This is a genomic window from Williamsia sp. D3 (assembly GCF_000506245.1).
In the GTDB taxonomy this organism is placed as follows: domain Bacteria; phylum Actinomycetota; class Actinomycetes; order Mycobacteriales; family Mycobacteriaceae; genus Williamsia; species Williamsia muralis.
Genome location: NZ_AYTE01000046.1, coordinates 1 through 13,250, shown reverse-complemented (window position 1 = coordinate 13,250; position 13,250 = coordinate 1). Strand labels below are relative to the sequence as shown.

7 protein-coding genes and 2 pseudogenes are annotated in these 13,250 nt (G+C 57.0%); 4 read left to right on the top strand and 5 right to left on the bottom strand.

Annotated features, from left to right (window positions below; all coding sequences use genetic code 11):
• Positions 1-331: 331 nt before the first annotated feature.
• Positions 332-943 (bottom strand): glycosyltransferase, encoded by a 612-nt coding sequence (locus W823_RS59755; protein ID WP_369792675.1) that lies wholly within the window; start codon positions 941-943, stop codon positions 332-334.
• A gap of 1,148 nt (positions 944-2,091) precedes the next feature.
• On the opposite strand from W823_RS59755, the gene W823_RS57515 reads away from it, so the two are divergent.
• Positions 2,092-3,417, top strand: coding sequence for an O-antigen ligase family protein (locus tag W823_RS57515; protein WP_023962203.1), 1,326 nt, complete (start codon positions 2,092-2,094; stop codon positions 3,415-3,417).
• 1 nt (position 3,418) lies between these two features.
• Positions 3,419-3,916: a DapH/DapD/GlmU-related protein gene (locus W823_RS52655; protein ID WP_038254523.1), complete on the top strand. Its 498-nt coding sequence runs from the start codon at positions 3,419-3,421 to the stop codon at positions 3,914-3,916.
• Between the two features lie 2,737 nt (positions 3,917-6,653).
• Here W823_RS52655 and W823_RS52640 read toward each other — a convergent pair.
• From W823_RS52640 to rfbB, 4 genes are all read right to left on the bottom strand, one after another.
• Positions 6,654-7,163 (bottom strand): YdcF family protein, encoded by a 510-nt coding sequence (locus W823_RS52640; protein ID WP_023962195.1) that lies wholly within the window; start codon positions 7,161-7,163, stop codon positions 6,654-6,656.
• 223 nt (positions 7,164-7,386) lie between these two features.
• The gene (locus tag W823_RS52635) at positions 7,387-8,892 is read right to left on the bottom strand and encodes a sugar transferase (RefSeq protein ID WP_031333337.1); all 1,506 of its coding nucleotides are present in this window, start codon (positions 8,890-8,892) and stop codon (positions 7,387-7,389) included.
• 831 nt (positions 8,893-9,723) lie between these two features.
• A complete protein-coding gene (locus tag W823_RS57510; RefSeq protein WP_081729911.1) occupies positions 9,724-10,080 on the bottom strand; it encodes a hypothetical protein in 357 nt (118 codons plus the stop codon).
• Between the two features lie 357 nt (positions 10,081-10,437).
• Complete coding sequence (rfbB, locus tag W823_RS52625) at positions 10,438-11,442, bottom strand: dTDP-glucose 4,6-dehydratase (RefSeq protein ID WP_023962190.1); 1,005 nt, start codon at positions 11,440-11,442, stop codon at positions 10,438-10,440.
• 85 nt (positions 11,443-11,527) lie between these two features.
• Here rfbB and rfbA point away from each other — a divergent pair.
• Both rfbA and W823_RS57910 read left to right on the top strand, forming a co-directional pair.
• A pseudogene (gene rfbA / locus W823_RS52620) lies at positions 11,528-12,402 on the top strand (glucose-1-phosphate thymidylyltransferase RfbA).
• Between the two features lie 716 nt (positions 12,403-13,118).
• Positions 13,119-13,250: pseudogene (locus tag W823_RS57910) on the top strand (helix-turn-helix domain-containing protein); the annotation flags it as partial.

Below are 13,250 nucleotides of genomic sequence, written 5' to 3'. Positions count from 1 at the left end.
TTACAAGTCGAGCCCGGTGGACTGCAAGTACTGAAATGGCCTCCAATGACACACGCTGAGCTGACACTCCACCCGCTGAGAAGTTTACTGCACCGGGGCCTTCCGCGCGCGCCGCCGAAGGCGCGACTAACCTGGATAGGCCATGCGGACCGACGTCTCAGGTCTGGCGAGAGGTTCTTGAGTAGTCATTGTAAGATTGGGTACTTGACGGACCGGCTGGAAGTTGAGATTTTCACGGCCGCTAGTTGCAGATCGCCAGATTGCTTCCCTGTCGGGAGGCTGGCGCGTCCCTAGGCGGGACGCGTATGGCGACGCTCCGACCGACTCGACGTTACCCGTGCGTTCGCCGGCGCGTCGGGGAACGGGCGTGGAGAACAGGCTCTCTGACTAGCCATCGATCCGCCGATATGCGGCCGTGCGTCTCCGGAAGTTGGGCAAGAATCACGGCTGGGTCTCTGGGTGACTGCAAAAGCAGATTTATGGAGGCTCCTAGTTCAGCTGGGGACGCGTGCGCCTCGAGCACCGCGTGGCCGTTGTTCTGCAACCAGCCCGCGAGTCCCGATTCTGCGCTGGCAATTACCTCTGCACCGTGCGCGACAGCCTCGAAAATTGGCAGTCCTAGCTGCTCACGCCAACGCTCGTTCGGCTGGGACAACAGCACCCCAATCTCCGCGAACCGAAAGGCACGATGTATTTCGACTCGCGGCGGATCATAAACAACCTCTACATTCGAAAGCCGACCCGACAGCCGCTCGACCTCTGTAGCAAGCGGTCCCTGACCCATGATCGTAAGGAACGCATCCGGGTTACTTTCCTGAACATGGGACCAGGACTCCAAAAGTTGCGTCACACCCTTACGATCGTCAAATGTGCCGACAAACACCACCGACCCTGGTGTCTTAATCGGATCTCCACATTCACACGGACTAGGCAATTCCGGCATCAGGAGATGTTCAACAGGACCAAAGTTCAGTATGTGCTTTGAGTACTCGTTCAGCGCGGACTCCGTTCCGAACGCGGCTCTGTCGAGGGTTCTGAATATATAACCACCTACTACAGCAGCAAGGAACATGCTTATGGCAACTGGCGTTCGCAGCTTCGAACTTAACGCTCTTGCGATGTCGGTGTTCTCGATACAGTACGCAACTACAACTGTCTCGCGCCGTAGGACACGTCGTCGAACTCGCAGGACACAAGTGTATGCCACCAGCTTTGGCCAGAGCCCGACGGCCAGTGGTTCATTTAGCTCAAATACCGTCGATCGTGACGTTAGGAGGATGTATATCGTTCGCAAAAACTTGGCCGCTACAATGTCGCCTACAAGATTCTGCGTTGCATCAAAGTCATACGACTCTCTACGATAAAACGACGCAGCTCGCTTCCATTTCAGCTAGAGTTTCCAGATGATAGGAACGCAGTTCATTCCATACGCGTGTTACTCTACGACTGGTGTGGTACGACTTAGACATGTAGAGTCTACTTTCCATATTCCGCATTCACGTTGATCGGAAAGGACGGACTCCCCCAAGTACATCCGTGTGCCGGTCAGCGAGCGCAGAGATCGTGGCTGCTCGAAGTTCGAAGCTGAGAGTGACGGTAGCTTCCGTACCTCGATAACGTGCATACGGCCGCGATCGACCGGACGAACACAACCAGAACCGATTTTCTTAAGCATCCGCGATATTCAGCTCGTTTGATGAGCGTATGCCACACACGGACGGTTTGTACCAGTGGTGACGTAGCCCGAACGTACGAATTCTGGCCGCCAAACTGCTTCTTCGCCGATGCTGTACGGACCGCTGCTGGCTCGGCGACCGCGTGAGCGTCCGCTAGACGCTAGAACGCAACCGAGCATCCTTGATTCGCTATACCACATCTCAATCCGGCGGCATGACGCGCATCGCTAGCCTTCGTACTCTTCAGACCGCCTTGAGTACTAGCTTCGGCTGACTGCTACCAGCTTCGCGGAACACCTATCCGACAGCGTCAGGAATGGAGCCGGCCGCCTCTGCTTTCTAAGTACGAGCGGCTGGCGCCGCCCGGTGGGCGGGTTGCGCTGCCGAATGCGCAGGACACGGGTATAATCCGAGAATGCCGACCGATCCACTTTTGATGGCCACTGTTGCTTTGTGCTCAGCGGCCGGAATCGCCATCATTCTTTCTTTGTCGCCGGCGAAGCGCAATTGGGTCATCTTGACCTCCGTAGGTTCTGCAGCGTCATTGGTCAATTTGCAGTTCGGCAGCATTCATGTGTTTACGATCCTCATATTCGGGTGGTCCTTGCTACAGCTTTCACGCCGTGTCTCAATGACCTTCCCAATAACGTTCCTCCTGCTCACGGTAGCGTTCGTGGCAACGTCGGTGATAGCCGGCGATCTCGCAACTAATCCCCTGCTCGCCGTGCAGATGTTGTTGCTCGCCACTTCGGCGGTTCTGCTAGCTCTCTTTACTACGAGCGCTGAACGACTGACTGTCATGAAGGGGGCGCTCGGGATGATTGTCTTGTCAGGTTCCTACGGCATTGGTCAACTCGCTGGAATATTTCCCTCCCGAGAACACGTTTTGCATCTCGACGTTTCCGAAATTGGACGCCCTTCAGGATTCTGGCCTGAGCCGGATTGGCTTGGCATGTATTGCGCGATTGGCCTGGTTCTCGCCTGGCGACTCCCGTTGGCAAGGTGGCAGCGTGTCATTGCGCTCCCGATTTGCGGATTGATGTGGGTGCTCTCATTTGCGCGTGCTGCATGGATTGCGTTAATTGTAACTGCCATTGTGGGTGCGATAGTCGTCGTTATCTCTCGTAATGGCAAGGCGAAACATGGCAGGGGTAGGATTGCCGCTCTTGTGGTAACCGCGGCAGCGTTGGCTGCACCGATTTATTTCCTGCCGTCGTTGACCGACAACTTGATCGTACGGCTACAGCGGACCTTAACTGTTCGACAGGATGATATATCGGGAGAGGCGCGTCTTCAACAGCTAGATGGGCTCTGGTATTTAGCGAGGCATTCACCTTGGCATGGTCATGGTTTGAGTGCGGCTGGTCGAGTGGGCGTCTCAGGTAATTTGTATCTTGACGAGGCGGGTTCCGCCAATAGCGTGGCCAGCAATTGGGTGCTCGGGCTCTGGGTAGACGCACGACTACTGGCGGTTCCTTTTATTTTGCTCATATTTGCACTCACTGTATTTTGTCTTCAGCACACTGCTGGTCAAGTTCTTTCGATCATCATTGTCAGTAGTTTTTTCTCGAATGCGACGTTCGTACCGATATTCTGGCTTGCGGTTGGGCTGTGCCTTGCTGTCGTATCCAACGACAGACAAGTCTATTCGATAGCTGGTAGCAACCAGTTGAGCCGGAAGCGGGAGGTCCGATCGGACGTCAGGCATGCAGATCCCGGCCGTATCCGGCAAAATCTCTAGGATGCTCACACGCATCAGAACGATTGTCCGCAACATCCTCTTCAACGGCATAATCGCAACGACACTCATCCCGTCGGAAATTAGGTGGCTCTTTTACCGCCTAGCCGGGTTGGACATCCAGCGCTGCGGCATCCAGTCGAACTGCTTCATTGGTGGGACCAAACTGGTCGTCGAACGCGCTGTATTTATCAATCATGGCGCGTTCATCGATGCCATTGCACCAGTGACAATCGGTTCACAAACCGCCTTTGGCATGAACGTCACGGTGATTACCACGTCCCATGAGACCGGATCCACCAAACGCAGGGCAGGCAAAGGAACTGCCGCCCCCGTATCCATCGGACGCGGCGTGTGGATCGGCGCAGGAAGCACTATCTGCCCTGGGGTGTGCATTGGCGATGGCGTCGTCATTGGGGCCGGTTCGCTCGTTTTAGAGGACTGTGAAGCAGACAGTCTCTACTTCGGAAGCCCAGCGAAGTTTGTGCGGAAGCTACCGTGACCGCCGTAACATGCTCTATCTGAGGGCGACTCATCGGTCGCAGATCCAGTATCGACCGAGTCGCGTTACTCCGCTCATGATTGCCGTGGGCTGATGTGGCCGGGGAGACCCGCAAAAAATTGCAAATGATTGATTACCGGGGTTTCGCACGATGTACGCGACCAGGTCTCTGACTTCACCGCGTTCTACGCCGATCTTCGGCGATGACGTGCACCGAGATCTGTCGGTTAATGGAACGGGTCCACTCAGCCGAACATCGAAAGATAAGGCACAGTTGTAGTTGAAGCGCGCGACGCCAGAGCACTTGGGGTAGTACCGTCTTCGCACTCGCAGCAACGTTTGCTGGGTTACTCGTATATGCGGGCAATCGCAGAAACCCGCCCGCGAACACCTCGGACAGTCAGCAAGGTGTCGCCCCTTTCACCCGGTTCGCAATTTCGCGGGCGCCGTACTCGGGGACTCCTACAAAGTCGGGGTTGATCGACCATCAGTACCCGATGGGTACAACCTTTCTCGTCACAGCCTTCCAAAAATTGCCCTGAGTGGCTAGCCCTCGATCGGATACGTCAGCGATTGACCAGACCGAGGGCAGCCGGCGTTTCGAGGAACGAATAGCTGACGCATCAGATAGCGATCCCGAGTCGGCCATTGTGCGTGTAAGAAGGGGCCGCGAATGATGTCAAACCCGACGTCCCGGCGCGCCACCACGCACAGAAAGCTGCGGGCAACCGGTCCGGATGCAAACATCGTTGTGGTAGGAATCATGACCTCACACAAGCTGTCTCGTGGGCTGTCTCCGGGCTCGTGACGCTACCCACCGGCCGCCGCTGCTGCTGGGGTAGTCCCATGATCCGGCCGATAAGCAGGCTCGGAACCCCGGCTCTACGCCTCCACAACCTTCATCTCACCAGTGCAGACTAGCGTCGATACGCAGACGAACTTCGCCCAGCCCTCACCGCGTAGTTTGCCGATTCGAGACGGCTCCGAGTACATGGGTAGCGCAGGACTTAGGCCCGTAGAATGCGTCGACGGCCGGAATTTGCGACTTGACCATATGGCCGACGTTTCTGCGTCACACTCTTGTTATGGCACCAATACCTCCGAATCAAGTCCGCAGTTTGAAGAGCATCGGGTCGTACTACTGGCGTCGACCCCACCGTATTGGCGAAGTGCTGACATGGTCACGCCAACACCGTAGTTCGACCCTCGCTCTTCGGCTACCATGGTGGAACTACCAGGTCATCAAATCCGTAGAGGCCCGATTGCCCCGGGGAGCAAATGTCTTCGAGTACGGTGGCGGGGGATCTACTCTCTGGCTGCACGATCTCGGCGCGAGCCTCATCTCAGTAGAGCACGACCCAGTCTGGTTCGAGGTTTTGCGCGAGAAGCTTCCGAACGAATGCAGAGTTATCCACCAACCGGTTCAGTCCGAGGGCGCGTGCGAAGCCGAGACTGCACCCGGTGAGTTTTACGACAACTACGTTCATTCAATCGATGGAGTGGCAAACGACTCGCTTGACCTCGTAGTTGTAGATGGACGGACGCGGGTCGACTGTGTTCGGGCAGCCCGAGCCAAAGTCGCGCCCGGCGGGATTCTTCTGCTCGATGACTCCGACCGTTCTAATTATCGCAAGGCCGGAGCCATCCTGCAGGGGTGGATGCGGACGGATTACCGCGGGCTCAAGCCCGGAGGTGGCGGTACTGTCCAGACAAGCATATTTGAGAAGCCGGACATCTAAATCTGCCTCGAAATCGCGGGATGCAAATGTATTCTATTTCGAGGCCTAAATTATTCAGCGTTAAAACATACCGACGACCGCTCCCCCGCGGCCTGTACATACAACGGATACGGGCATTGCGGACGGAAAAGATTACTTTAACTTTCGCCATTCGGAAGTTGTGCATGTTATGGGAGTCACTTAGCGCGCCCAAGTGATAGATGCCATCAACACCAACCAACCAGATTTTGCCCGTGCGTCTAGACTTGGCCATATGCCACGACGCGGAACCTTCGACGGCGGCGAGTTCATGTGTGCGGCATCGGGAGGGGCGGTTGGAGCCGCAGGACGTCACCTTCTCGATGAGATCTACATTGGTCCCCGCCATGACTTCGTGGTCTGCTTGGTAGCAATCACAACGTCCTGTCTGATTGTTGGCGCGATCATGCCACGGTCTATTGACATGCCGAAGCTACGCTGGTTCGCGATCGGTCTCAGCAGCGGACTGGGTGCGCTTTGCGTGGCTGTTATGGTTGCCGCCACCTCGACCGATGTGTGGCTGTCGGTCGCATACCTAGTCGTCGTCGCTCTTCTTGCGGTGGTAGCGCTAACAGCTGGCCAAATCATAGCTAGATTTCGATCACATTGACTCCTGTCTACCAGCTCGCTCTCGGTGGTGCCGCGGGAAGCGCGGTTGCCTACGCCGCCCTCACCCTATTGCGGTGGCAACACAATCGGATTGTCGTCGCCCTGAACGCCTTTGGGACAAACTTGCTCACAGTCGTACTGTCCGCTGACTATCTTTTTGCGTTGCTACCGGCCACCATCGCCGTTGGCTTCGCTGGAGGCTGCACCTCAATCGCTGCGCTCGCCAGCACCTCGGGCCGAGTTGCGATACGGGACCTGCGTGAGATCGTGACTGCGGTCACGTTGAACATCGGAATCTGCGTCGTAGCGGCACTAAACACCTATCTTTTTAGCCATGTCTTTTTTTCCATTTATCAGAAGATCTGCCCCTTTCACTGAGAAGAGCCGCACCCAACAACTGCCGCTTTGACGAAGCCTGCAACCTGATAGGCGTAGATACTTTCCCACTTCGCGAACGAGAAATCATACGCACGAGGAACTGCCGTCACTGTTGCTCTGCCGCCAAAGCATTGCGAGAATATGTATCGGGTCCTCTGCAAGTGGTAGCGCCAAGTGACAACAATGACGTGGCCCCAACCAAATCGTTCCGCCATCTGCTGGGTAAAGATTGCTTCACCCCGCGTTGTCCCAGGATTCGGTAGAAAGCAAACGACTTTGACTTGTCGAGTAGAGGACGAGCAGGCTTGCTTCATCAGACCATCTCCGGCCTGGTACGGGTTCGAAAGCAGAACGATGTCGGCATATCCTTGCGTCGCAAGTTGCAGACCATACTTTTCGCGGCCGTCGTGTTCGCCTCCGAGGACAACGATTGCGTCCGCGGCGCTCAAACGGTCCATATGAGCCTTGGTGAACAGAAAGTAGCCAGAAATGCCCAGAACCATAGGTAGAAAAACGAGGATTACACAGACCACTATCAATAAGCGTCGGATTGTTTTCATTTTCAGTAAAGGCAGACCAACCTGCGGGCTTCCGCAGGGTTGCACAGTATTAGCCGGTCGCCATAGTCATCCCGTCCGTTTCGGATCTCCTGGGCTCGGATATCGGACGCAGAATTGCTGCAGTCTCCATTGCTGCGGCCTTTCATTTTAGTTAGTGTGCCGTTAGCTAGTATGCACCTTCACTCTTTGTCACCGCTCGAGCTGTGCGCCACAAAATCATGGCATCCTGCATGATCGACCAATTCTCTACGTATGTGAGGTCCAGGCGAACTGACTCTTCCCACGAAAGGTCTGATCGCCCCGAGACTTGCCACAGTCCAGTCATACCGGGACGAACTAGCATCCGGCGCGTAACCATGCCCGAGTACTTCTCCACCTCATCACGAAGAGGCGGTCGCGGACCAACCAAGCTCATTGTGCCACCGAGGACGTTAAAGAGCTGCGGTAGTTCGTCAAGACTGTAGCGGCGCAGAAACTTTCCAGTCGCCGTCACCCGCGGGTCGTCGCGAAGCTTGAACAGCACACCGGACCCTTCGTTCTTCTGGGCGAGTGCCGCCTTCCGTTGGTCCGCGCCGTCGACCATCGTCCTGAACTTCCACATGTCGAATGGCATGTTGCTAACACCGATACGCTCGGCACGATAAAAGATGGGGCCCTTAGAGCCACACTTGACCGCAATCGCGCACGCCAGCATAACCGGTGTCAACACGACGATTAACGCGAGTGCACCCAGCCTGTCGAACGCCGCTTTGAGGAAGCGGTTCGCGCCGTCGTAACGGGGCTTGTCGATGTGTAGTAGTGGCAAGCCCGCTACCGGGCGCACCATCATCCGCGGCCCAGCGACGTCGACGACGCCAGGTGAGACGAGCATATCTACGTTCATTCCCTCAAGGTCCCATGAGAGTTCCCGCATCGCAGAGTGTCCAAGAGCCTCTGCCGATGTGACGGCGACGGTCGTTGCTCCGCAAAGGGCGACCGCGTCGCGGGCCTCACCGAAGGTCCCGTATACAGGGACGGATTTGCCTTCTACTGTGACCGGACGGTGTTCGCTACCGGGCGGCACGCACACACCCACCACTTCGTAGCCAAGTCCGGGGTTACGCCCGAGATGCTGAATGAACGGTACTGCTGATGCTTGGCCTCCAACGACCAGTACTTGGCTGAGGTTGCGGCGGCGAAGCCGGCTTCGATGCAGCGCCTTGCGCCACCCCCATCGAGATAGTAGAAGCCCAATCGTCCCGAGCGGCAATGCAATAGCGATGAATCCGCGAGCCAAACTTAGGCGGAACGCAAGGTCGACGATGGCCAGCAAGCCGAAGACGATGAAACAGGCATTGAGGACGCGACTGTACTCGGCCGGTCCGTCACCGACAATGCGTCGGTCGCTGCTCTGCGTGGCACGCAACGCGAAAGTCCAGGCGACAAAAAGACAGAACGTCAAAACGAACGACGTCAGCGACATGCCCGCGGCGAGGGTGTCAGTGCCGCCGAACCGGATCTGCTGTGCGACGAGAACAGCGGCCGCGACAATTACGGCATCCGTCCAGCGAACCCGGGTCACATATTTACTAGCCCAATGATCCTCACGGGGTTTGACAACCCGCGAAGGAAGCTGACTGGCTCCCTCAGCAGGTCTCCACGCAGTCCTAGGTAACCCCTGGCGTCTAGACATGCGGACCTCCCCTAGCACTGCGTGTACTACCGACATAGGCGTCAGTGACTAAACTTTTGGTAACGAATCGTTCGTGAAGAATGCGTGCGCCTTGTTCGTGACGCGCCAACCCTTCCGCGTACATTGCGTGATCAGAACGTTACTGCACTAAGCCGCATTTTGCGTAACTTAGTCACGGAACGATTCGGTGCCGGCCCACCGTCTAAACCAGGACCTTGAATACCTAGCAGCGATCCTGCGCCCGCCACAGCAAGTTTGCTTCGCTCTACTTGACGGCCGGTGCAGGGTCGCGAGAGCATCATCTAGACGACGGGATTCCGAATCAGACTGTTCTGCAATCTATCTGGCGGGAATCACGGCGTCATTCGAACGAGCCGACCCGAGAGAAAGATGGACCACGTCTCTCCTTTTGAGTGATTAATATCACTACAAATCTGCAGTTTGCAACTGCGTAACGAACGGTGTGTCTTTTAACAGTCATGCACTCACGGTTTACCTGTATGTAACACAACGCCCGCCCTGTGACCTCGCGAGGACCGGTTCTGCATCGTTTACCTGGCCACGCCTTGACAACAGGTCGCAACGCGCTTCTGGAAAGTCAATACCTAGCAAAGCTGTCTCTATATAAAATTCGCGCGTTCGGACTCTATAATTTTCTGCGCAAGTATGGTCACAAAACTTGGCTGCGCTCAGACCGCGACCTAGCAGCGAGCCAGCACAAAGCAGATGTGACAACCCAGGCTGCCGGGCCGATGTCTGGGGTGCCAACGATCAAGCAGTCGGGTGTTAGGGACGCTTCCCGATGCCGCCGGCGACGACTGTCGAGGACTTCTAAAGCCTTACCTTTCGCGTCGACGACGCCCAGAGTTGGTTCGTTCGGTCGAGAGCATCACGGGGTGACACGCTAGATCCTCCTGCCCGAGCATCTCGCCCAGTACGACATCCGCTTGAACCAATCGGCGGCCAGCTGGCACCAGCGGCGCGATGGTTTCGCGCCAGGCCAGCAACCAGGTACTGATTGCCAGCAGTCCGTTCATACAGCATGCGCGGATAGAGGTCTTCGACGTCGGGCCCGCCTTCGGCAAGGACCCGCCGACTCTGCGGGTGCATCGGGCGACCAAGACGCCAACGGGTGCCTGCGCTGGAGACGTCGAGGCCGAGGTCGTGAGCGCCACTGCGCTCCTGCAGTAACCGCTCAGCGGTCGGGGAGCGGAGATGCTGCCGCGGCGCATCCGAACAGAACCTTCATCGCGTGGTCTGATAGAAGGTTGCTCGCAGCAGGTCGTCTGACCATCTTTCGATTGATAGTCATGTCGAATCGAACTTGGCTAGGCGCCTGGCCACCATCCGCATTCCAGATCATGCGCGCCTAACCTTACGCGGCGCCTCAGCTTTTCCACCGCCACGTTGTCTCATGAACGGCCGAGACCGCGTCTCAGCTGCGTCGACATCAAGGTCCCCGCGCTGCCGGAGGTATCGATACGAAACAGAAAGACTCCTGATCACTTTCACTAGTGAATGCTGACTAAGCCTGGCCTTGGAACTTCAGAGCACTACGCGTTCTGTCGTGGCGTATTTGTTTTCGACGCGGTTCTTCAGTGGTTGCCACCATTCGGGGTTGTTGCGGTACCAGGCAATGGTCTCGGTGAGCCCGCTGCGAAAGTCGGTGAAGTGGGGTTGCCAGCCAAGTTCGGTGCGTAGACGGGTGGAGTCGATTGCGTAGCGCAGGTCGTGGCCGGGACGGTCGGTGACGAAGTCGAAGGCGTCGATGGGTTGGTCGGAGAGTTCGAGGATGGTTTCCAGGACGGTGCGATTGTCGACTTCACCATCGGCGCCGATGAGGTAGGTCTCGCCGATGGTGCCTTTGTCGATGACGGTCCAGACGGCGTCGTTGTGGTCGTGGACGTGGATCCAGTCTCGGACGTTCGTGCCTTGGCCGTACAGTTTGGGCCGGATTCCGGCCAGTACGTTGGTGATCTGACGGGGGATGAACTTTTCGATGTGCTGGTAGGGCCCATAATTGTTGGAGCAGTTGGAAATGGTGGCTTGTACACCGAAGGAGCGAACCCAGGCGCGCACGAGCAGATCGCTGCCGGCTTTGGTGGAGGAGTAGGGGCTCGACGGGTTGTAGGCGGTGGCCTCGGTGAATCGTTGGGGGTCGTCGAGGGTCAGGTCGCCGTATACCTCGTCGGTGCTGATGTGGTGGTAGCGAACATCGTGGGTGCGGACGGCTTCGAGCAGGGAGAAGGTACCGACAAGGTTGGTGTGAACGAATGCCGAGGGATCGGCCAGGGAGTTGTCGTTGTGGGATTCGGCGGCGAAGTGGATGACAACGTCGGTGTCGGCGACGAGGCGGTCGACCAGGGTGGTGTCGGCTATGTCACCTTTGAGGAATTCGATGCGGTCGGCGACGGACGCCAGTGATTGCGCGTTGGCGGCGTATGTCATCTTGTCGAGTACGCGGACCTGCACGTCTGGGCGAGTGGCCAGAGTTCGGTGCACAAAATTTGCGCCGATGAATCCGGCTCCACCAGTGATCAGTACCCGCATGATTTACTCCCTGTTTAGTTAAGCGAACATTACCCGACTTATTGTCACTAAGCCGAACGAGCCCACAACCCTTATGCTGAAACCCATGCGCGGAATTATCCTGGCCGGCGGAACCGGATCACGGCTACACCCCATCACTCAGGGCGTCAGCAAACAGCTCGTGCCGGTTTATGACAAACCCATGATTTACTATCCGCTGACCACTTTGATGTTGGCGGACATAACCGATATTCTGATTATAACGACTCCTCATGACGAGCAGGCATTCAAAGCGCTACTCGGCGACGGAAGTCAGTTCGGCCTGACGCTGACCTACCAGGTTCAAAAGAGCCCAAATGGGTTGGCGCAGGCCTTCGTACTGGGTGCTGACCACATCGGGCGCGAGTCGGTGGCACTGGTCCTAGGCGACAACATCTTCTACGGGCCAGGGCTTGGCGAGCAGCTTAACCGTTTTCACGACATCGAGGGTGGCGCGGTATTCGCCTATTGGGTCCGTAATCCCGAAGCCTATGGCGTCGTCGATTTCAACAGCGATGGAAAAGCAATCGATTTGCAAGAGAAGCCAATAAACCGACGTCGAACTTTGCTGTCCCGGGACTTTATTTTTATGACAACAACGTCGTCGAGATCGCTGCCGGCCTGCAACCCAGTGCCCGCGGTGAGTACGAGATCACCGACGTCAATCGCGCCTACCTCGATATGGGCCACCTGCACGTCGAGGTGCTGCCCCGAGGCACGGCCTGGCTCGACACCGGAACCTTCGATTCACTGCTCGACGCCGGCAACTTCGTCCGCACCGTCGAACAGCGCCAAGGACTGAAAATCGCAGTTCCCGAAGAAGTTGCCTGGCGACGCGGGTTCATCGACGACGAACAACTTCGAATCTGTGCAAAAAGGCTTGCAAAGTCAGGATACGGCTCCTACCTGCTTGATTTGCTCGACCGTGGGAAGCAAACCTGACGACAAGCTCGGCCTCTTCGCAGAGGATGAGTGTTTAGCGCGTCCTGGCCCGTCTCTGCCAACCGGTACGCAAGGGCTCGTGATTACGCTGGCCGGGTGGTGCGAACACCGACCCTCCTAGCGAATGTGGGGCCGCGGTTCCGTGGCCGTTTTGGGCTCGCGCCGACGGCGACAGTGCTGCGGTCTTTCGCAGTCAGTCGATGCGCGGTCCTCTTCTACGACACGGGGGGGGGTGGATACGGGAACGAAAAACCGCGGCCTCTCTGTCAAGCTCTTTGCCGTCTGCATGTTACGTGCATTCATGATCGTAAGTGTCATTCGTCTGGCTAACACATGTAGTACGAATATATGAAGTATCGATGCCTGGATAACGGCGGCCATTCAATGGCCGATGCTGTCTACATGACGTCACTGTCGCGAGCGGCCCGCCTCTCACGCCGAGTGCTGTCAACGACCACCCGCCGCAACAACAATTGCGTTCCCCAAGCGGATGTGCTCGGATGTGGATACGGCTGCGGCTCAATCAGCACTGCTTACGATGGGTATCACTGCTCGAGAGAATGCGCCGACCAAGTCGCTGACGGCGCTCATTGAAATTCCCCAGTAACGCTCACTGAAATTCCCCACCCGTGTGGCACCGCCAACGAGGGCGGGTCTCCCTCGATGCTGATGGTCTCTGACCACTCATCAGCTACTCGAAGGAGACCCGCTTTCTCATGCTTACATGGGAGGACGATATGGAAGTACACGCCCTGCACAAACGAGGGTTGACGATCTCGGCGATCGCCCGCCACACCGGCCGAGACCGCAAAACGGTCCGCGCCTATCTCAACGGCACCCGCTCGCCC

Excerpts from the sequence above, each read along its gene's own strand:
- W823_RS59755 (WP_369792675.1), bottom strand. The coding sequence starts at position 943 with ATGCCGGAATTGCCTAGTCCGTGTGAATGTGGAGATCCGATTAAGACA.
- W823_RS52635 (WP_031333337.1), bottom strand. The coding sequence starts at position 8,892 with ATGTCTAGACGCCAGGGGTTACCTAGGACTGCGTGGAGACCTGCTGAG.
- rfbB (WP_023962190.1), bottom strand. The coding sequence starts at position 11,442 with ATGCGGGTACTGATCACTGGTGGAGCCGGATTCATCGGCGCAAATTTT.
- W823_RS52640 (WP_023962195.1), bottom strand. The coding sequence starts at position 7,163 with ATGGTTCTGGGCATTTCTGGCTACTTTCTGTTCACCAAGGCTCATATG.
- W823_RS57515 (WP_023962203.1), top strand. The coding sequence starts at position 2,092 with ATGCCGACCGATCCACTTTTGATGGCCACTGTTGCTTTGTGCTCAGCG.
- W823_RS52655 (WP_038254523.1), top strand. The coding sequence starts at position 3,419 with ATGCTCACACGCATCAGAACGATTGTCCGCAACATCCTCTTCAACGGC.